We start from the raw sequence: 19889 nt of genomic DNA, 5'->3' as shown, positions 1-19889 counted from the left end.
GCGTGCGGTGAGGACGGGTGCGTCGGGGGGATGTCGGGCACGGGGAGCTACCCCGCGAGGATCCGGGTGAGGTACCGGGCGACCGCGCGGACCGCGGACATCGTGCCCGGGTAGTCCATGCGCAGCGGGCCGATCGAGCCGACCCGGGCGACGGACGTGCCGTTCTCGTCGCCGTAGCCGCTCGTGATGAAGCTCGTCTCGAGGAGGCCCTCGTGCTGCGTCTCGCGGCCGATGCGCACCGCGACGCTCGCGTTGTCCTCGGCCATCTCGGACAGCAGGCGCAGCAGCACGACCTGCTCCTCGAGCGCCTCGAGCACGGGCCCGATGCTGCCGGCGAAGTCGACGGCGCCGCCGCGCGCGAGGTGAGCGGTGCCGGCCAGGACCACGCGCTCCTCGCTCTCCTGCGCGAGCGTCTCCTCGACGACCCCGACCACGGCCTCGACGAGCGGCGCGTCCGCCGGACCGAACGCGTCCGCCAGCTCGGCGAGCGCGACGGGCAGCTCCGAGAGCCGACGGCCCGCGGCGCTCACGTTGAGCCGCGCACGCAGCTGGCCGACGACGACCTCGTCGAGGTCCGCGCCGAGCTCGAGCGTGCGCTGCTCGACGCGCCCGGTGTCGGTGATGAGCACGACCAGCAGGTGCCGCACACCGACGGGGACGAGCTCGACGTGGCGGAGCGCGGAACGTCGCAGCGACGGGTACTGCACGACGGCGACCTGCTGCGTGAGCTGTGCGATGAGACGCACGGCGCGGTCGACGACGTCGTCGAGGTCCTGCGCCTCCTCGAGGAACGCGCCGATCGCGCGCCGCTCCGGGACCGACATGGGCTTGACGGTCGTCAGGCGGTCCACGAACAGCCGGTAGCCCTTGTCGGTCGGCACGCGCCCGGCCGACGTGTGCGGCTGCGCGATGTACCCGGACTCCTCGAGCGCGGCCATGTCGTTGCGGATCGTCGCCGGCGAGACGCCGAGCGCGTGCCGTTCGACGAGCGCACGCGAGCCGACAGGCTCGCGGGTGGCGACGTAGTCCTCGACGATCGCCCGCAGCACGTCCAGCCGACGGTCCTCGCTCATCTCGCCTCCCTCACGCCGGGTCCTGCCCTCCGGGGTAGCACTCCCCCGGGACGAGTGCCAATCCTACGCCGGGCGCCGGGCGAGCCCGGAGCGGTCGGCCCCGCGTCCCTCTAGAGTGCCCGCGTGACTCAGGACCGCTACGGCTCGGACGTGCTCGGGGGCTCCGGCTCCTCCCACCACCGCCCTGCTCGCACCTCGCGCCCGCAGCCCGCGGAGACCGGGCTCGTGGTCGAGGAGGTCACGACCGGGTGGGTGGGCGCGGTCGTGCGCGTCGAGAAGTCGGGCGGCATGCACGTCGTCGTGCTCGAGGACCGACGCGGCCGCACCCGGACGTTCCCGCTCGGACCCGGGTTCTGGGTCGACGGCGAACCCGTCGCGCTCACGGCCCCCGTGCGTGCCACCGCACCGGCCCGGCCCACGCGGACCGCGTCCGGGTCCGTCGCGGTGCACGACGCGAAGGCCCGGGTCGCCCGCGGCAGCCGCATCTGGGTCGAGGGGCGCCACGACGCCGAGCTCGTCGAGAAGGTGTGGGGCGACGACCTGCGCCTCGAGGGCGTCGTCGTCGAGCTGCTCGACGGCGTCGACAACCTGCCCGACGCGATCCGTGAGTTCGCCCCCGGTCCGGGCCGGCGCGTCGGCGTGCTCGTCGACCACCTCGTCGCCGGGTCCAAGGAGAGCCGGATCGCCGCCGACGCCGTGCGCGCGGCGCCTGCCGGCTCCGTCCTGGTGCTCGGGCACCCCTACGTCGACGTGTGGCAGGCCGTCCGGCCCGAACGCGTCGGCCTCGCCGCGTGGCCGACGATCGAGCGCGGCACCGAGTGGAAGCACGGCATCCTGCGCGAGCTGGGCTGGCCCGCCGCGGACCAGGCCGACGTCGCGCACGCCTGGAAGCGGATCCTCGGCACCGTCCGCAGCTACGCCGACCTCGAGCCCAGCCTGCTGGGCCGCGTCGAGGAGCTCATCGACTTCGTCACCGCATGACGAGGCGGCCGCCGCGGGAACCCCGCGACGGCCGCCTCGGTCTGGCACGTCAGGGCGCGATCGGTTCGCCCAGCAGCCGCCGGTAGAAGTAGGCGCTCGCCAGGAGCACGACCGGGAGCGCGACGAACAGACCGACGAAGCACACCGCGAAGCCCGCGGCGATGATCAGGTACGAGACCAGCACGAACAGGACCGTGGCCGCGAGGTTCGCGCGGATCAGGTCGACGCTCGCCCGGATCGCGTCGGTCGGCTGGAGCTTCTTGTCGATCACGAAGAACAGCGTGAAGAACAGGAAGAAGTTCACCGCGACCGCGATGAGCCAGCCGATCAGCGGGATCCACGACACGAGCCCGACCACGAGGTTGATCGCGGCCAGCAGCAGCGCAGCGAGGACGACCGGGCCGAGGTCGGAGAAGTCGAAGAAGTCCCTCAGCGAGATCGGCCGCCCGTAGGTGACGCGCAGCGCCGCCCGGATGAACACGGCCTCCACGACGAACCCGAGCAGCGACCACAACGCCACGAGGACGATCCACCCGAGGTTGAAGCCCCCGTACCCGCGCCCGTTGTCGAACAGCGACGCGAACCCGCCGAAGATCAGCGACAGCAGGAAGCCGACGACACCGGCGCCGAGGATCCAGAGCAGGCCGGCCCCGATGAAGGTGCCGCCGTTCTGCGTGAACTTGTTCCAGCCGTACGACAGCGCCTCGCCCAGCGGGGTCGCGGCGCTCGGCGGCGGGTAGCCACCGGCCGGCGGCCCGTACTGGCCGGGAGGCGGCGGCGGGTACTGGCTGGTGCCCGGCCCCCCGTAGCCGGCGGCCGGGGGCGGCGGGTAGCCGCCTGCCGGAGGCGGTGGCGGGTAGCCGCCACCTGCGGGCGGCGGGTACGCGCCACCTGCGGGCGGGTACTGCGGGCCGCCTGCGGGCGGGTACTGCGGCCCACCTGCGGGCGGGTAGACGGGCGGCGCCTGCGCAGGAGGCGGCGGCGCGACCGGAGGCGTGGGCGGTGCGGGTGGCGGCGGGACGTCCGCGCCAGGAGGCACGGCGCCGGGGACCTCGGGCTCGTCCGGCACGGGGGGCCGGGGCGGCTCGGGCGGCGGCGGTGCGGCCGCCGCGTCGGGCTCGTCGTCGCGCGGCGGCGTGCCGCCGGGGTTCTCGGTCATGCGTCTCCTTCGAGGCCATGCCTGGTCGTGCCGGACGGGTCTGTGCTCGGAGGTCCCGACTGCCCCGCCCGGACGTTCCTGCGCACAACCGAACCGAAGCCGCGATGCCGTGTCAAGGAACCTCGCCGCCGGGGCATACCGGACACCGCCGCGGGGACCGGTGACGCAGGGCCGCAGGTCGCACGGTCGGAACGGGGCGCGGGCGCGACGAACCGTCGATAGGCTCCCAGGCCGCGGGCCACCGCGGCACGCGACGCACACCGAGGAGTCACCCGATGTCGAACGAGTACCCGCCGGTGCACCGCCCGTCCGAGGCGACCGACCAGCGCACGTGGGCGATGGTCGCCCACCTCGGCGGGATCCTCGCGTACTTCTGGGTCGGCTGGGTCGCGGCGCTCGTCGTCTGGCTGGTGTACCGCGAGCGCGGCGGGGTCGCCGCCGAGAACGGACGCGTCGCGCTGAACTTCCAGATCACCGTGCTGATCGGCCTGGTGGCCTGCAGGATCGTCCAGGCGCTGCCGGGCATCGGCATCATCGGCTGGATCGCGTTCATCGCGCTCTCCATCATCAGCCTCGTGCTGTCGATCCTCGCGGCGCTCGCCGTCCAGCGGGGCGGCTCGTACCGCTACCCGTTCTCGCTCGAGCTGGTGCGCTGACCCGCACGGGGCGGTGAGCCGGCGTCAGGCCGCGAGGGTCCGCACCACGGCGTCGGCGAGGAGCCGGCCGCGCCGGGTGAGGACGACGCGCCGACCGCCGTCGGCGGTGCGTCCCAGCGCGGCCGGGCCGTCGACGAGCCCGTCGGCGACGAGGCCGGCCACGGAGGTCCGTGCCGGTGCGGGCAGCTCGTCCAGCGGCATCCCCTCCGCGAGCCGCACACCGAGCATGAGCCGCTCGAGCGCAGCCGACTCGCCGTCCACGACCTCCCGCCCGGCGGCCGGGCTCAGCCCACGGGCGAGCCGGTCGGCGTACGCGCGCGGGTGCTTCACGTTCCACCACCGCACCCCGCCGACGTGGCTGTGCGCCCCGGGGCCGACGCCCCACCAGTCGTCCCCGCGCCAGTACGCGAGGTTGTGACGGCACTCGTCGGCCGGGGTCCGCGCCCAGTTGCTGACCTCGTACCAGTGCAGGCCGGCGGCGGCGAGCAGGTCGTCGGCGAGCTCGTACTTCGCGGCCTGGTCGTCCTGGTCGGGCAGCGTGAGCTCGCCGCGGCGCACCTGCACGGCCATCCGCGTGCCGGCCTCCACGACGAGTGCGTACGCGGAGACGTGGTCGACGCCCGTCGCGAGCGCGGTCTCGACCGACGTGCGCCAGTCGTCGAGCGACTCCCCCGGCGTGCCGTAGATGAGGTCCAGCGACACGGCGAGGCCGGCGTCGCGGGCCCAGCGCACGACGTCCGGGATGCGCCGCGGGTCGTGCGTGCGGTCGAGCGTCGCAAGCACGTGCGGGACGGCGGACTGCATGCCGAACGAGACGCGCGTGAAGCCGGCCTCCGCGAGCGCCGCGAGCGACTCGGGCGTCACCGAGTCGGGGTTGGCCTCCGTGGTCACCTCGACGCCGTCCGCGAGCCCCCACGCGTCGCGCACACCGCCGAGCATGCGGGCGAGGTCCGGCACCGGCAGCACGGTCGGCGTCCCGCCGCCGACGAACACCGTGCTGACGGGACGCGGCGGCAGGTCGGCGACCACGCCCGCGGCCAGCTCGATCTCCCGCAGCGCGGTGTCCGCGTACGCCGCCTGCGACGCGCCACCGCCGAGCTCGGTCGCGGTGTACGTGTTGAAGTCGCAGTACCCGCACCGGACCCTGCAGAACGGCACGTGCAGGTACACCCCGAACGCGCGCCCGGCGGCACCCACGGCGGCCGATGCCGGCAGCGCACCGTCGTCGGGTGCCACGTCCCCCTCGGGGAGCGCGGGGCTCACTTCTTCTTCGCGTCCTTGCCGCCGGCCGACCCCGCGGGCTCGCTCGAGAGCGCGGCGATGAAGGCCTCCTGCGGCACGTCGACCCGGCCGATCGTCTTCATGCGCTTCTTGCCCTCCTTCTGCTTCTCGAGGAGCTTGCGCTTGCGGGTGATGTCGCCGCCGTAGCACTTGGCGAGGACGTCCTTGCGGATCGCGCGGATGGTCTCGCGCGCGATGATCCGCGAGCCGATGGCGGCCTGGATCGGCACCTCGAACTGCTGGCGCGGGATGAGCTCCTTGAGCTTCGTCGCCATCATCACGCCGTAGGCGTACGCCTTGTCCTTGTGCACGATCGCGCTGAACGCGTCGACCGTCTCGCCCTGCAGCAGGATGTCGACCTTGACGAGGTCGGCGACCTGGTCGCCGATGGGCTCGTAGTCGAGGCTCGCGTAGCCGCGCGTCTTCGACTTCAGCTGGTCGAAGAAGTCGAACACGATCTCGGCGAGCGGCAGCGTGTAGCGCATCTCGACGCGGTCCTCGGACAGGTAGTCCATGCCCTGCAGGTCGCCGCGCTTGGTCTGGCAGAGCTCCATGATCGCGCCGATGAACTCGGACGGGGCCAGGATCGTCGCCTTGACGACGGGCTCGTGGACCGCGCCGATCTTGCCGCCGGGGAATTCGCTCGGGTTCGTGACGCGGACCGTCGTGCGGTCCTCGAGGTCGACGTCGTAGACGACGTTCGGGGCCGTCGAGATCAGCGCGAGGTCGAACTCGCGCTCGAGCCGCTCGCGGATGATCTCGAGGTGCAGCAGGCCGAGGAACCCGACGCGGAAGCCGAACCCGAGGGCGACCGAGGTCTCCGGCTCGTAGTTCAGGGCGGCGTCGTTGAGCTTCAGCTTGTCGAGGGCGTCGCGCAGGATCGGGTAGTCGGAGCCGTCGATCGGGTACAGGCCCGAGAACACCATCGGCTTGGGGTCGGAGTACCCGCCGAGCGGCTCGGCGGCCGGCTTCGCCGCGTTCGTGACGGTGTCGCCGACCTTCGACTGGCGCACGTCCTTCACGCCCGTGATGAGGTAGCCGACCTCGCCGACGCCCAGGCCCTTGGTCGGGACCGGCTCGGGGGAGATCACGCCGATCTCGAGCAGCTCGTGGGTGGCCTTCGTCGACATCATCGCGATGCGCTCGCGCGGGTTGAGGTTGCCGTCGACGACCCGGACGTACGTGACGACGCCGCGGTAGGTGTCGTACACGGAGTCGAAGATCATCGCCCGGGCCGGCGCGTCCGCGTCGCCGACGGGCGACGGCACGAGCTCGACGATCCGGTCGAGCAGCGCCTCGACGCCCTCGCCCGTCTTGCCGGACACCCGCAGGCAGTCCTCGGGCTCTCCGCCGATGAGCTTCGCGAGCTCCTCCGCGTACTTCTCGGGCTGCGCGGCCGGCAGGTCGATCTTGTTGAGCACCGGGATGATCGTCAGGTCGTTCTCGAGCGCCAGGTACAGGTTCGCGAGCGTCTGCGCCTCGATCCCCTGTGCGGCGTCGACGAGCAGCACGGCGCCCTCGCACGCGGCGAGCGACCGGGACACCTCGTACGTGAAGTCGACGTGCCCGGGCGTGTCAATCATGTTGAGCGCGTACGCGTTGCCGTCCACGCCCCACGGCATGCGCACGGCCTGCGACTTGATCGTGATGCCGCGCTCGCGCTCGATGTCCATCCGGTCGAGGTACTGGGCGCGCATGGCCCGCGCGTCGACGACGCCGGTGAGCTGGAGCATGCGGTCGGCCAGCGTCGACTTGCCGTGGTCGATGTGCGCGATGATGCAGAAGTTGCGCAGCAGCTCGGGCGCGGTGGCCGCAGGGCTGATGCGCGATGCGGCGGCGGCGCTCGGGATCGGGGACACGCGGAACTGCTCCCGGGTTCGTGGTGGGCGCACGTTGGCGCCGGATGGACGGTCGGCGACCGGTCCGCGCCTGTCGGCGTGCGGGCGGTCGACGTCACCATGGTCCCATGACGACGGACCTGGGCGACGCCCTCGACCACCTCACGATCCTCGGCGGCCTGCAGGACGAGTTCCTCGCGACGATCCCCGCGGTCGACCCGACGACGCCGGTGCCCTGGTGCGGGCGATGGCGGGTCCGGGACCTGGTCGTGCACCTGTCCCGCATCCACCACTGGGCCGCCGCCGAGGCCCGCCGCTCGCGCGAGACGCCGCTCGGCCGCGGACCGTTCGTGCTCGACGAGCTCTACGAGTCGTGCGCGGCGGAGCTGCGCGACACGCTCACCGCCCTCGGGCCCGACGCGCCGTCCCGGACGCTCCTGGGCACGGGGACCGCCGCCTTCTGGCGCCGCCGTCAGACGCACGAGACGCTCGTCCACCTGTGGGACCTGCGGACCGCCGGCGGCCTCGAGTTCGGCGCGCCGTCGTCCACCTGGGCGGACACCGTCGACGAGGTCGTCACCGTCATGCAGCCGCGGCAGGAGCGGATGGGCCGCATGGAGCCGCTCACCGCGCCGATCAGCCTCGTCGCCGAGGACGCCGGCCGCGGCTGGCTGCTCGGGGCGCGCACCGTCGCGGAGCCGTCCGTGACGGTCACGGGACCCGCGGAGGTGCTCGCGCTGCTCCTGTGGGGACGCGCGACGGCCACGGACCCGCGGCTGACGGTCGACGGCGACGCCGCGGCGCTCGACGACGCCCTGAGCCGCCGCCTCACCCCGTGACCGGCCCGGTCACGCCTCGCGCGTGATCCGGACCTGCACGTCGGCGTCCTGCGTCCCCGCACCCGCGTATATCCCGCGCAGCGGCGGCACGTCGTCGTACGACCGGCCCCGCGCGAGCACCACGTGGTGCTCGCCCGCGACGGTCCGGTTCGTCGGGTCGTACGCGAACCACTCCCCGACCCACCACTCGACCCACGCGTGCGACTCACCGAGGACGGTCGTGCCGACGTCCGCCCCCTGGTCCGGGTGGAGGTAACCCGACACGTACCGTGCGGGGATCCCGATGGCCCGCAGCGCCCCGGTGACGAGGTGCGCGATGTCCTGGCACACGCCCGCCCGCGCGGCCCAGGCCTCCGCGGCCGGGGTGTGCACCGTCGTCACGCCCGGGATGTACTCCAGGGCGTCGCGCAGCGCGGCACTCACCGCGAGCGCGGCCTCCGCCGGTTCCAGGTCCGCCGCGGCCGTCCGCGCGAGCTCGACGACCTCCTCGGGCGGCTCGGTCGTCGCCGTGTCGGCCAGGAACTCCGCGAGCCGGTCGCGCAGCTCCGGGCCGCGCAGCACGTCCCACCCGGCGGGCGACCGGACGGGCCCGCGGGGGGCGACCTCGACGACGTGCTCGGCAGTCACGACCATCGACTCGTGTGGCGTCAGCACCTCGAACGCCGTCACCGCCGTGCCCCAGTAGTCCCGGTACTCGTGCCACCACGTGTGCGGCTGCACGTCGATCCGCGACTCGACCACCGTCTGCCCGTGCTGGGACAGCGGCGTCATCCGCGCCTCGTTGTACGACGCGACGACGGCCCCGGCGTACCGGAACGTCGACGTGTGCACGACCCGCAACCTGGTCACAGCGTCTCCTCGTTCGCGAACCTGCGGGCGCGGGCGCCCTCCGGCGCGCTCACAGCGCCTCTCCCACCCAGTGCGTCGCCGACCCCGAGGGGAAGTACCGTCCGCGGATCGCGTCCGAGGCCGCGGAGCACGCGCGCTGCACCTGCTCCATCGCCTTCGGCAGGTCGTCGAGCACCTCGTCGAGCGGCCGGTACTCCAGGCTCGTGCGCACGAAGCCGATGTGCCGGCGCGCGTCGTCGACGGACGACCGGTCGGCCACCGGCTCCAGGAGCGACAGGCACGTCTCCGCCTGGTTGAGCGCGAAGACGATCGACCGCGGGAAGAGCCGGTCCAGGAGCAGGAACCCGGCGGCCCGCTGGTCGGACGCCGTCCCCCGGTAGGTCCGCAGGAACGCCTCGTGCGCGCCGCACGACCGCAGCAGCGTCGTCCAGCTCGGCCCCGCGGAGCCGGCGAGGGCCCGCGTGGTCAGCAGGCGGGCCGTCATGTCGGCCCGCTCGATGGAGCGGCCGAGCACCATGAACTGCCAGGTGTCGTCGCGCGACGTGGCCGAGTCCATGATCCCGGCGACGATCGCGGCGCGTTCGCGGACCCACGTGAAGTAGTCGTGCGGTCGGGCCGGGCGCATGTGCGACGGGAGCTGGTTCCAGGTGGTGTTGAGGCACTCCCACAGCTCGGTGGAGATGATCTCGCGGGCCCGGCGGGCGTTCTCGCGGGCTGACACGAGCGACCCGGCGATGGACGACGGCGCGAACCGGTCGTACGCGAGCATGTCGAGCACGTACTCGCGGCCGACCTCGAGGTGCGTCGGCGGCGCGGGCCGGTCCATGACGGACAGCAGCGACCGGCAGGCGAGGTCCTCCTCGGCCCACGGGTCCTCGAGCAGGATCTGCACGTGCACGTCGAGCAGGCGCGCCGTGTCGTCCGCCCGCTCCACGTACCGGCCGATCCAGAACAGCGACTCGGCGATGCGGCTCAGCACGGGCGGCCCCCGTCCTCGTGGGTGCGCCCTTGCTGCTGCTGCATGACCTGCGCGCGGACGTCGTTCGGGTTCGCGTCGATGGGCACCGCCGCGTCGACCGGGACGGGGTGCGGCAGGTCGGACGGCCGGGCCGCCCGCCTCGGGACGGCACCGCCGAGCACCCACGTGTCCTTGGACCCGCCGCCCTGCGACGAGTTCACGACGAGCTGGCCCTCGGGCAGCGCGACTCGCGTGAGGCCGCCGGGCAGCACCCAGACGTTCTCGCCGTCGTTGACCGCGAACGGCCGCAGGTCGGTGTGCCGGGGGCGCAGCCCGTCGTCGACGAGCGTCGGCACGGTCGACAGCTGGATCACCGGCTGCGCGATCCACCCGCGCGGGTCGTCGACGAGCCGGGTGCGCAGCGCGGCGAGCTCGGCACGCGACGCTGCCGGCCCGACGACGAGCCCCTTGCCGCCCGACCCGTCGACGGGCTTGACCACGAGCTCGTCGAGGCGGTCCAGCACCTCCTCGAGCGCACCCGGGTCCTCGAGGCGCCACGTGTCGACGTTCGGGAGGATCGGCTCCTCGCCGAGGTAGTACCGGACCAGGTCGGGCACGTACGTGTAGACGAGCTTGTCGTCGGCAACGCCGTTGCCGACCGCGTTCGCGATCGTGACCGTGCCGTTGCGCGCGCACGTCAGCAGGCCCGGGCTGCCGAGCAGCGAGTCGGACCGGAACGCGACGGGGTCGAGGTAGTCGTCGTCCACGCGCCGGTAGATCACGTCGACCCGGCGCCGCCCCTGCGTGGTCCGCATCCACACCCGCCCGCTCGCGCAGAACAGGTCGCGCCCCTCGACGAGCTCGACGCCCATCGACCGGGCCAGCAGCGAGTGCTCGAAGTACGCGGAGTTGAACACGCCGGGCGTGAGGACGACGACGGTCGGCTCGTCCACGCCGGCGGGCGCCGCGGCGGTGAGCGCCGCCAGCAGCCGCCGGGGGTAGTCCGCGACCGGGCGGATCCGCATCGACGCGAACACCTCGGGGAACGTCTGCGCCATGGCGCGGCGGTTCGACAGCACGTAGCTGACGCCGCTCGGCACCCTCACGTTGTCCTCGAGCACCCGCCAGTCGCCGTCGCCGTCGCGGACCAGGTCGATGCCGGACACGTGCACACGCACGCCGTTGGGCGGCTGGATCCCCCGGGCGGCCCGGTGGAAGTGCGTCGACGACACGATCACGGACCGCGGCACGACGCCGTCGGCGACCGCCCGCTGCGGCCCGTAGACGTCCGCGAGGAACGCCTCCAGGGCGCGCACCCGCTGGGCGACGCCGGGCGCCATCTGCTCCCACTCGCTGCCCGCGATGACGCGCGGCACGACGTCGAGCGGGAACGGCCGCTCCTCGCCCGCGAAGTCGAACGTCACGCCCTGGGCCATGTACGAGCGGGCGAGCGTGTCCGCCCGGCCCTGGAGCTCGCCGGCCGAGAGCTGCGCGAACGCCTCGTGGACGCGCTGGTAGGCGGGCCTCGGGTCGCCGCCCGGCCCGATCATCTCGTCCCAGGCCGGCCCCGCCGGGTAGTCGTCGAACAGGTCCGCCATGGCGTGACAGTAACCCTGGCGTGTCAACGGTGCGTTACGTCGGGACCCGGGCCGCACGACGTGCCGGTACCGTCGACGCCGTGGCCGTGACCAGCCGTGTGACCTCTGCCCTGCGACGCCTGGTCGGTGCCGTCCGATCGTCCCGCCGGACCGGCCCGACGACGCCCGCCACGCCGACGACACCGCGCGCGCTGCCCGACCACCACGGCCCCGTCCGCGTCGAGTACTCGCCGTCGCCCGACGGTGTCGCCGATCCCGGCGAGGTCGTGTGGACGTGGGTGCCGTACGAGGACGACCCGTCCCAGGGCAAGGACCGGCCGGTTCTCGTGGTGGGCCGCGACGGCGGGGTCCTGCTCGCACTCATGCTCACCAGCAAGGACCACACCCGGGACGCCGCCGACGAGGCGCGGTGGGGCCGGCGCTGGATGGACCTCGGACCCGGCGCGTGGGACCGGCAGGGCCGGCCGAGCGAGGTCCGGCTCGACCGGGTCCTGCGGGTCGACCCGCAGGCAGTGCGCCGCGAGGGCTCCGTGCTGGACCGCACGCTGTTCGACGAGGTCGCGCGGGCACTGTCGTTCGGGGATGACGGCCGGCGCCCACACGCACGCGGGTCTCGGTGAGGGCGCAGCGGCTGGTAGCATGGTGAATCGCGTGTCCGCCCGGGTCGGCGGGCACAAGCCCAGCTCCTCTCCGCGGGTGTCCCCACGCCCCAGTCCCGGAGCTGTGCGCGCCCTCTACGACCTGTCAGATCGCTTCGGCGAACGCACAAGAGAGTCCACACGTGGCCAACATCAAGTCCCAGATCAAGCGCATCAACACCAACGAGAAGGCGCGCCTGCGCAACAAGGCCGTCAAGTCGGAGCTCAAGACGCACGTCCGTCGCGTCCGCGAGTCCGTCTCCGCTGGTGACAAGGAGGCGGCCCAGGCCGCGCTCGTGACGGCGTCGAAGAAGCTCGACAAGGCCGTCTCGAAGGGTGTCATCCACTCCAACCAGGCCGCCAACAAGAAGTCGGCGCTGGCGAAGGCCGTCGCGGCCCTCTGAGTCGCTGCCCCTCCGGGGCACCTCGGTCGGCCCTCCGGCGGCACCACCCGCCCGAGACGACAACAGTGAAGGCGTCACCCCCCCTGCGGGGTGACGCCTTCACTGTTGTCCAGCCCGATCAGGTCAGCGACCAGGTCTCCCAGCTGCTGAGCGGGACCGACGGCCGGAAACCGGCCTCGCGCAGCGCCCTGTCGAACGCCTGCGCGGCGGCGGCCGTGTCGCCTTGACGGACGAACCGGTCGCCGAGATCACGCCACGCCGCCGCCGACTGGCGGGACGCGGACATCATGCCGAGCATGTCGGCAGCCCACTGGTACGCACGCGTCGCACCGTCGGCGTCACCCTGCGCGTGCCGCACGTCGCCGAGCGACAGCTGCGCGACCGCCGTCTCGAGACGCGGCGGCTCGCCGAGCCGCTCGAGCGCGGCGTTGACGAACGCGTCGGCCGCGTTGAGGTCGCCCAGCAGCAGGTGCGCACGCGAACGCTCGACGTCGAGCCGCGCGAGGTCGAGCTCGGAACCGAGCAGCGCCAGGTCGGGCGCCGCACGCTCGATCTGCTCGAGGGCCTCCCGAGGCTCGGCCGGCTCGGAGCGCAGCAGGAGCCACGCGTAGTTCAGACGCAGTCGCGGCAGGTCACGGTCGGGCTCTCCGCCCTCGGCCAGCAGAGCCAGCGCACGCTCGGTGTAGCGCTGTGCGAGCTCGTAGTCGCGACGCTGCTCTGCCACCAGGGCGGCGTTCCAGTAGACGCTCCCCCGACCCCGCGGGGTCCCCAGCGACTCCGCGAGCCGGATCAGCTCCGCGGCGCGGTGCGTGGCGTAGAGCAGGTCACCGCGCTCGACGTACGACCACAGGACCGTCGACGCGAGCCGCAGGTGCTCGTCCACCCCGGCGAGCTCCGCCTGCTCGAGCTCCGCGAGCACGCGCTCCCCGACCTCGACGCTGCGGTGCAGGTCGCCCGCGTCCATGTACGAGCCGACGAGGGCCGTCGCGAGACTGGCGGCCTCGAGGTGGTTGCCCCGCTCACGGGCGTCCGCGAGGAGCGGCTCGAGGATGGCGACGGCCTCCTCGAGCTCACCTACCGACTCGTGGGCGCGTGCCATCGCGGTGAGGGCGACGACGCGCAGCGCGGGCGTGATGACGTCCAGGTCGAGGCTCTGCAGCCGGCGCAGCGCCGCGGGCGCGTCGCCCTGCGACATGTCGAGCCGCGCGTAGTCGATCTCGAGCCGGGTCCGCGCCTCGTTCGGCCCGTCCTCGCCGTGACGGAGGTACTCGAGCGTCGTTCCGAGCCGACCGGCCAGCACGGCCAGCGCTGCGTCCGTGGGTTCGCGGTGCCCCGCCTCGATCAGGGAGATGTAGCTCGGGGAGAAGGCCGACCCCGCGAGGGCGGTCTGGGAGAGTCCTGCAGCGAGCCGGGCCTCGCGCACCCGGTCAGCAATGGTCGTCATGTCAAGTCATTGTATGTGTGACGCCGAATCTGTCCACCACCCACGCCCGCCCGGGTCGATCTCACAGCCGACGTCCAGGTCGCGGTCCGCGGACGGGTCGTTCCCGGGGGACGCCGGCTCCGTCGCCGCGCCCCGGGAACGACCCTGGTGCTCAGGTCACTCCGTGAGCTGACGGCAGCACCCGGAGGCGCCACCCGTCTGCGTGCTTGCGCCGTCCGCGAGGGCCGTTCCCCCGCCGAGGCCGAGGAAGATCAGGAACGCGAAGGCTACGGCGGTGTTCTTGAGAGGACGGGACATGGGCGAGGCTCCTGTCATGTGGGGCACGTAGAAGGTCAAGTACATGATGACGCCACCGGCTCCAGGTTGTCTCCGGATTCCGGGCGCCGTCACCCGTGGAGAGGACAGGGTGACACCTCTGCAGGGCTGTCGAGATCATCCTGCGCGAATCGAGCGAAATCCACCCGCGATCCGGCGGTTCACAACGCTGAAGTTGTGGTGTCATAGTTCCCATGACACCGGACGAGGCCGACGGGCGACTCGCACGACTGGCAGCAGCCGTCGAGGATGCGATCCCGAGCGCGCTCCGCCAGGAATGGGACCGGCACGTCGCCCACGAGCCCGTGCTCGTCGCGCGTCAGGGGATCTTCTCCTCCCACGGCCGCGCCTTCGCCTACCAGCTGTCCTTCCGGTCGCCGGACCTGCTGACGGTCTCCGCGGGCTCGTGGAGCGCCCACCAGCACGAACGCGCCACCGCCCACGTCCTCGGTGCCACCTTCGGACGAGCCGACCTCGAGCACGTCGCGCACGGACGGCTCCTGTTCGTGCGGTGCCCGCGCGCCTACCTCGTGGGCGAGCTGCCCGTCCCGCGCCGCCCCGACCGCCTCGTCATCGAGGTGACGGACATGAACGTCGACCCGGCCGTCCTCGCCGGCGTCCGGCGGCTGCGCGAGGAAGGTTTCCGCATCGCGGTCCCGTCGTTCGTGAACACCGCCGACCAGCGCCGCCTGCTCCCCCACGCCGACTTCGTGAAGATCGACGTGCGCGACCTGGACGTCGAGGGCCACCCGGTGGTGGACGTCGCACGCTCGTACGGCGCCCTGCTCGTGGCCGAGTACGTCGAGAACCCGGAGACCCTCCGTCACGCGCGGAGCCTCGGTTTCACCCTCTTCCAGGGCAACCTGCTGGAGCGTGCGGGCGTGCTCGACCGGGCCGGCGCCCGTCGCGTGAGCCTCTGACCTGCGGTCCGCTGCTCCGATGCCAGATCGTCGCGTCAGGCAACCAGTGAGCGGGAGTCGCGTCATGATCCGCGCACGGGTGCCTCTCATCTGATGTGACTGCACCACTTGCCGCGCCGCGGACACCCGCGCGGCTGCCGGTCGCCCGCCAGCCCATCTGGACGACGGGGAGCCAGCTGCACGGCTACGAGTACTTGTACCGCTCACGCCACGGGCGCCCCGCACAGGTCGACCTGTGGTCCGCGCCCGACCAGGACGTCGCGACAGCCTCGGTCCTGGAGACGCTCTACGACGCCGGCGAGCCGCCCGGCGAGACCCGGGCGTTCGTCAACGTCACCAGGTCGTTCATCGTCCGGGACCGTCCCTTGCCCGCGGTGCACGACAGGCTCGTGCTCGAGGTCGTCGAGTCGGTCGTCGTCGACGACGAGGTGCTCGACGGACTCGCCGCGCTGCGCTCGCTCGGACACCTCATCGCCATCGACGACTTCGAGGCGTCCGACGGGCAGGAGCGGATGCTTCCGTACGCCGACTACGTGAAGCTCGACTGCCGTGCCGTGGAGCAGCAGGGCACGCCGCTCGTGGACCTCGCCCGGAGCTGGGGTGGCCGCCTGGTCGCCGAGCGGGTGTCGAACCCCGACCGTCTTGCGGCCTGCAAGAGCCTCGGCTTCGACCTCTTCCAGGGTGACGTCCTCGGCCCGGCCGTCACCCTTCCGCTGTGACAGTCCTCGTGTGACGGGGTCCGCACCGGAGGCCGGATGATGACTGGAGCGCGCGGTTCACCCGATCGGGTGCGTGCGCCGTCCGCCGCGAGTCTGTGACTCACGGGCGTCGCCCCGTGACCGGCTCGATCCTCGCTCAGTGGCCGGCGGCCTGGGCGACGCGCAGCACCGCGCTCTCCACCGCGAACTGCGGGTCGCGCCCCTCCCCCTTGACCTCGGCATCCGCCTGCGCGACGGCCGCGAACGCGCTCGCCAGCCCCTCGGGCGTCCACCGGCGCAGGTCGGCGACCGCCCGGTCCGTCTGCCAGGGCGCCAGGCCCAGCTCACGGAGCGCACCGGCGCCACGACCTCGGACCGCCGCGACCTTGGCCATCGTGCGCAGCTTGAGCGCGAGCGCCGCGACGATCGGCACCGGATCGACACCCGTCGCGAGCGCGTGCCGCAGCAGCGCCACGGCCTGGCCGGACTGACCGGCCACCGCGGCATCGGCGACCCGGAAGCCGCTCGCCTCGATGCGGCCCCCGTAGTAGCGCTCGACGACGTCCGGCCCGATGAGGCCCGTCGTGTCCGCGACCAGCTGCGCGCACGCCGACGCGAGCTCACGCAGGTCGCTCCCGACGGCGTCCACGAGCGCCCTGACCGCCTGCGCGTCCGCGCGACGACCGGCGCGGCGCAGCTCCGCGGTCACGAACGCCGACTTGTCCGCGTCCGACTTCACGACATCGCACGTCACGACCGGGGCGCCGGAGGCGCGGATCGCGTCGAGCAGCTTCTTGCCACGCTGGCCGCCGCCGTGCCGCAGCACCAGCACCGTGTCGGCCGGGGGCGCGTCGAGGTACGCGAGCGCGTCGACGAGCAGCTCGTCACCTGCACGCTCGAGGCCGTCGACGACGACCACGCGATCCTCCGCGAACAAGGACGGGCTCGTCACGACGCCGAGCATGCCCGTCGTGTACTCGGCCGCGTCGAGCCGTGTGACCTCGACGGCCGCGTCCGCCGCACGCGCCAGGGACACCAGCCGGTCGACCGCGCGGTCGGCGAGCACACCCTCCGCCCCTGAGACCAGGACGACGGGGGCGAGCCCGACCTCCTCCCACGACAGGCCGGCGGGGCGGGCGGCGGCGCGGGACGGGGCTCGGCGGGCAGCGGGTGGCACGCGCCCAGCCTGCCAGACGTCACCGACAGCCTCCGTCCGGCGCGGCCGCTCCGACGTGACGCGCTGCCTCGGCGTCCGGCGCTGCCGCGGGCGGGCACGGGGCGGACGCACGTCGCACGGCCGCCCTGCGTGCCCGTGGGGGAAGGAGCAGACGTGCGACGCAGACGCCGCAGACGGCGAGGAGCGCGACGCCGAGCGGGCCGGACGCCCACGCCACCTGGGCGAGCGGCGCGCCGGCGGTGACGCGCGCCACGGCGCCGATCCACCAGCACGCCGCGCCAGCGCCTGTCGCGAGGAGGTGCGCGCCCGTCGGCCAGACGCCGTCGAGCAGCCCGGCCGCGAGGCCGAGGACGGTCGCTGGTCCGACCGCGGGCGCGACGAGGATGTTGGCGGGCACGGCGAGGGGCGCGACCGTCGGCGACACGAGCAGCAGCACGGGCGCGCAGACGAGCTGCGCCGCGACGGGCACCGCGAGCGCGGTCGCCAGCGGCCGGCCCGCTCGCGTCGACCAGCGTTCCGCGAGCGGGCCGCCGAGCAGGACCAGGCCGGCGGTCGCGAGGACCGACAGGACGAACCCGAGCTCCGACCCGAGCCACGGGTCGACGACGAGCAGCACGACGACGGTCGCCGCCAGCGCGGCCGGTGCCCGGGCCGGGCGGCCCACCACCAGGCCGAGCGCACCGACCGTCCCCATGAGTGCGGCACGCAGGACGCTCGGCGCAGGGTGGACCAGGACCACGAGCGCCACCGTGGACGCCACCACCGTGAGAGCGCGGACGCGGCGCGGCACCCCGATCCCCGTGCAGATCGCCAGGACGAGCCCCGCCACGAGGGCGAAGTGTGCACCGGACACGGCCATCACGTGCGTCAGGCCTGCGGTGCGCATCGCCGCGACGAGGTCGACGGGGACGCGCGTCGTGTCGCCGACGGTCACGCCGGGAAGCAGTGCGCCGGCGTCGCCCGGGAGGGTGCCGGCCAGGTCGACGACGTGCGCACGGACCCGGGCGGCCGCGGCGTGCCACGGCGCCGGTGGTGCGACGACGACCGGGTCCTGGGCCGTCGTCAGGAGGGCCACGTCGCGACCTCCCGAGGCGTCCGCGAGCCGCCCCGTCACCTCGACGCGCGCGCCGAACGGAGCGGCCGCCCACGACACGGGCCCGAGAACCGCGACCGGACCGGTCGCGGCGCCGCTGCGTCCGGCGCCCACGACCCGGGCGGCGGCGAGCGTCACGCAGGCCCGAGCTGCGGCGCCCGGCCACGCGGGCGGAAGGATCCGGGCGTCGCCGTCCACGACCCCGACCACCGTGCCGACCGCTCCGGCGTCCGCGAGCGACGGCAGCACGCCGGACAACCGTGCGTCGACCTGAGCCGCACCGGAGACGAGCACCGCCACGGCCGCGACGACGGCCAGCGCCACCGCTGCTCCGATGGAGGGCGGCGCCATCGACGGCACCCGTGCCGATGCGCGAGGTACGGGTGGTGCACCAAGAGCCGCCTCCGCGCGGTCGGCGACGCCCCGAGCGGAGGCCGCACGTCCGTGGGACCTCGGTACGGGGAGCTGCCGACGACGGGACGAGCGCCGTCTCACCGCGCGCCCGAACGCGATCACCGCCGTCGCGAGCAGCGCGCCCGCGACGACCCATGAGATGGGCGCGGGCAGCCGCGTGACGACGGCCGACGCGCACCACGCCGCGAGCCCGGCCGGCACGACCCGCAGGTCGACCGTCGTCACCGGCGTCGCGGACGTCGCGGGCGCCTGTCCGGCTGACGTGGGGCTCGTGACCCCTGGCGCATGAGGCGCGGGACGGCCGCCCGGCAGGGGCGGCCGAGCAGACACGGGGGGACGCGCGGGCGTGGGCGGTCGATCGGTGTCGGCGCGGCCTCTGCCGACGGCGCTCATACGCGGACCAGGGGGCGGAGGCGTTCGAGCAGCGTCGGGCCGATGCCGGCGACGTCGCCGAGCTCGTCGACGCTCGCGAACCGCCGTTCGTCTCGGTGCTCCACGATCCGCTGGGCGAGCACCGGACCGATCCCGGGGAGGGCGTCGAGGGCGACGGCGTCGGCGGTGTTGAGGTCGACCAGTCCTGAGCCGCCCGTCGACGGCGGCGGCAGCCCCGTCGACGTGCTCGCCTCTCCGGGTCGCGGGACGACGACCTGCTCGCCGTCGACGAGGACACGCGCAAGGTTGAGCGCCGCGAGGTCCGCGTCTGGCGTCGCGCCGCCCGCCGAGGCGAGCGCGTCGACCACGCGCGACCCGGCGGGCAGCCGGACGATGCCGGGCGCCCCGACCGCGCCGACGACGTGCACGACGACCTGGGGTGCCCCGGCGGCGGCGGACGCGTCCGCGCCTGACCCGCCCTCGGGATCCGCCGCGCCCGAGGAGGCGTCCGCGGTGCCCGCGCCGCCCGACGCGGCCGCGGCACCCACGGGACGCTCGCCCGCGGGACCCTTGGCCACTGGTCCGTCGGGCGCGGGAGTCGGCAGCGACACGGGCTCCCCCGGCGCGGTTGCCGTCGCCCGCAGTGCCACCGCTCCCGCGACCACGAGCAGCACCGCACCCGCCGCGCCCGCGAGTCGCCACGGCACCGCCCACCGCACCCGACGCCGGACCACGTGCGGCTCACGGTCGAGGGGGTGGCCGTGCGCCCGCGCGTACCCGGCCCGTGCCGCCTCGAGGGCACGTTCGGTCCGGACGCCGAACCGTGCGGTCGCCGGACCGGGACTGGTCTGCGGGTCGACGGAGGTCGCAGCCGCCCACGGTCGAACGTCGGGCTCCTGGCCAGACGGGGGATCAAGTGGCGTCGCATCCGCCCAGGGCGGCAGCTCGGGCTTCGAGTCAGCCCCGCGATCGACCGGCCCCGCGGCCGCCCAGGGCGGAAGGTCGGGGTTCCAGTCGGGCCCGGGATCGATCGGCACCGCATCCGCCCACGGCGGAGCGTCGGGCTTCCAGTCCGAGCCGGCATCGACCTGCGGCGCAGCGATCCTGGGCAGGTCGTCCGGCGACGGCGGCCCCGGCGGATCGTCGTGCGGACGCCACGACCCCACGTCGGGCGACGCATCG

General features: G+C 74.0%; 19 protein-coding genes. 7 read left to right on the top strand and 12 right to left on the bottom strand.

Going from position 1 to position 19889, the window contains the following annotated elements; all coding sequences use genetic code 11:
* Window positions 1-47: 47 nt before the first annotated feature.
* A complete protein-coding gene (hrcA, locus tag J7523_RS11585) occupies window positions 48-1073 on the bottom strand; it encodes a heat-inducible transcriptional repressor HrcA (protein WP_291886467.1) in 1026 nt (341 codons plus the stop codon).
* Between the two features lie 123 nt (window positions 1074-1196).
* Here hrcA and J7523_RS11580 point away from each other — a divergent pair, with 123 nt between their 5' ends.
* The gene (locus J7523_RS11580) at window positions 1197-2054 is read left to right on the top strand and encodes a DUF3097 domain-containing protein (protein WP_291886464.1); all 858 of its coding nucleotides are present in this window, start codon (window positions 1197-1199) and stop codon (window positions 2052-2054) included.
* 49 nt (window positions 2055-2103) lie between these two features.
* On the opposite strand, the gene J7523_RS11575 is transcribed toward J7523_RS11580, so the two are convergent.
* Window positions 2104-3213: a hypothetical protein gene (locus J7523_RS11575; RefSeq protein WP_291886462.1), complete on the bottom strand. Its 1110-nt coding sequence runs from the start codon at window positions 3211-3213 to the stop codon at window positions 2104-2106.
* Between the two features lie 275 nt (window positions 3214-3488).
* Between J7523_RS11575 and J7523_RS11570 the strand changes: the two genes are divergently transcribed.
* On the top strand, window positions 3489-3869 hold the full coding sequence (locus J7523_RS11570; protein ID WP_291886459.1) for a DUF4870 domain-containing protein: 381 nt from the start codon (window positions 3489-3491) through the stop codon (window positions 3867-3869).
* A gap of 24 nt (window positions 3870-3893) precedes the next feature.
* Here the strand turns inward: J7523_RS11570 and hemW are convergent, their stop codons facing one another.
* Both hemW and lepA read right to left on the bottom strand, forming a co-directional pair.
* On the bottom strand, window positions 3894-5132 hold the full coding sequence (gene hemW, locus J7523_RS11565) for a radical SAM family heme chaperone HemW (RefSeq protein ID WP_291886456.1): 1239 nt from the start codon (window positions 5130-5132) through the stop codon (window positions 3894-3896).
* On the bottom strand, window positions 5129-7009 hold the full coding sequence (gene lepA, locus J7523_RS11560; RefSeq protein ID WP_291886453.1) for a translation elongation factor 4: 1881 nt from the start codon (window positions 7007-7009) through the stop codon (window positions 5129-5131). The genes hemW and lepA overlap by 4 nt, the downstream gene beginning before the upstream one ends.
* A 107-nt stretch (window positions 7010-7116) precedes the next feature.
* Between lepA and J7523_RS11555 the strand changes: the two genes are divergently transcribed.
* The gene (locus J7523_RS11555; protein ID WP_291886450.1) at window positions 7117-7827 is read left to right on the top strand and encodes a maleylpyruvate isomerase family mycothiol-dependent enzyme; all 711 of its coding nucleotides are present in this window, start codon (window positions 7117-7119) and stop codon (window positions 7825-7827) included.
* Window positions 7828-7836: 9 nt separating this feature from the next.
* Here J7523_RS11555 and J7523_RS11550 read toward each other — a convergent pair whose 3' ends face one another.
* The 3 genes from J7523_RS11550 to J7523_RS11540 are packed head-to-tail and all read right to left on the bottom strand — an operon-like array spanning window position 7837 to window position 11232.
* On the bottom strand, window positions 7837-8676 hold the full coding sequence (locus J7523_RS11550) for a transglutaminase family protein (RefSeq protein ID WP_291886448.1): 840 nt from the start codon (window positions 8674-8676) through the stop codon (window positions 7837-7839).
* A gap of 49 nt (window positions 8677-8725) precedes the next feature.
* The gene (locus J7523_RS11545; RefSeq protein WP_291886445.1) at window positions 8726-9655 is read right to left on the bottom strand and encodes an alpha-E domain-containing protein; all 930 of its coding nucleotides are present in this window, start codon (window positions 9653-9655) and stop codon (window positions 8726-8728) included.
* On the bottom strand, window positions 9649-11232 hold the full coding sequence (locus J7523_RS11540; protein ID WP_291886442.1) for a circularly permuted type 2 ATP-grasp protein: 1584 nt from the start codon (window positions 11230-11232) through the stop codon (window positions 9649-9651). The genes J7523_RS11545 and J7523_RS11540 overlap by 7 nt, the downstream gene beginning before the upstream one ends.
* 80 nt (window positions 11233-11312) lie before the next feature.
* Here J7523_RS11540 and J7523_RS11535 point away from each other — a divergent pair, with 80 nt between their 5' ends.
* Both J7523_RS11535 and rpsT read left to right on the top strand, forming a co-directional pair.
* On the top strand, window positions 11313-11852 hold the full coding sequence (locus J7523_RS11535; protein ID WP_363266887.1) for a type II toxin-antitoxin system PemK/MazF family toxin: 540 nt from the start codon (window positions 11313-11315) through the stop codon (window positions 11850-11852).
* A gap of 161 nt (window positions 11853-12013) precedes the next feature.
* Window positions 12014-12274, top strand: coding sequence for a 30S ribosomal protein S20 (gene rpsT / locus J7523_RS11530; RefSeq protein WP_291886439.1), 261 nt, complete (start codon window positions 12014-12016; stop codon window positions 12272-12274).
* 118 nt (window positions 12275-12392) lie between these two features.
* Here rpsT and J7523_RS11525 read toward each other — a convergent pair whose 3' ends face one another.
* Both J7523_RS11525 and J7523_RS11520 read right to left on the bottom strand, forming a co-directional pair.
* Entirely contained in the window at window positions 12393-13718 is a 1326-nt protein-coding gene (locus J7523_RS11525; protein WP_291886437.1) for a helix-turn-helix domain-containing protein, read from the bottom strand.
* 156 nt (window positions 13719-13874) lie between these two features.
* Window positions 13875-14015, bottom strand: a complete 141-nt coding sequence (locus J7523_RS11520; protein WP_291886435.1) for a hypothetical protein — start codon at window positions 14013-14015, stop codon at window positions 13875-13877.
* Window positions 14016-14227: 212 nt separating this feature from the next.
* On the opposite strand from J7523_RS11520, the gene J7523_RS11515 reads away from it, so the two are divergent.
* Window positions 14228-14953, top strand: coding sequence for an EAL domain-containing protein (locus tag J7523_RS11515; protein ID WP_291886433.1), 726 nt, complete (start codon window positions 14228-14230; stop codon window positions 14951-14953).
* 95 nt (window positions 14954-15048) lie between these two features.
* Entirely contained in the window at window positions 15049-15672 is a 624-nt protein-coding gene (locus J7523_RS11510) for an EAL domain-containing protein (protein WP_291886430.1), read from the top strand.
* A gap of 136 nt (window positions 15673-15808) precedes the next feature.
* Here the strand turns inward: J7523_RS11510 and holA are convergent, their stop codons facing one another.
* The 3 genes from holA to J7523_RS11495 form a co-directional block, all read right to left on the bottom strand.
* Window positions 15809-16828, bottom strand: coding sequence for a DNA polymerase III subunit delta (holA, locus tag J7523_RS11505; RefSeq protein WP_291886428.1), 1020 nt, complete (start codon window positions 16826-16828; stop codon window positions 15809-15811).
* A 19-nt stretch (window positions 16829-16847) separates the two neighbouring features.
* Window positions 16848-18272, bottom strand: coding sequence for a ComEC/Rec2 family competence protein (locus J7523_RS11500; protein ID WP_291886425.1), 1425 nt, complete (start codon window positions 18270-18272; stop codon window positions 16848-16850).
* A gap of 452 nt (window positions 18273-18724) precedes the next feature.
* Complete coding sequence (locus J7523_RS11495; RefSeq protein WP_291886422.1) at window positions 18725-19414, bottom strand: ComEA family DNA-binding protein; 690 nt, start codon at window positions 19412-19414, stop codon at window positions 18725-18727.
* Window positions 19415-19889 lie beyond the last annotated feature (475 nt).

The sequence above is a fragment of the Cellulomonas sp. genome (genome assembly GCF_017744555.1).
Classification (GTDB): Bacteria; Actinomycetota; Actinomycetes; order Actinomycetales; family Cellulomonadaceae; genus Cellulomonas.
The sequence above is the reverse complement of the archived record's forward strand: the minus strand, read 5'-3'. Positions and strand labels throughout refer to the sequence as shown.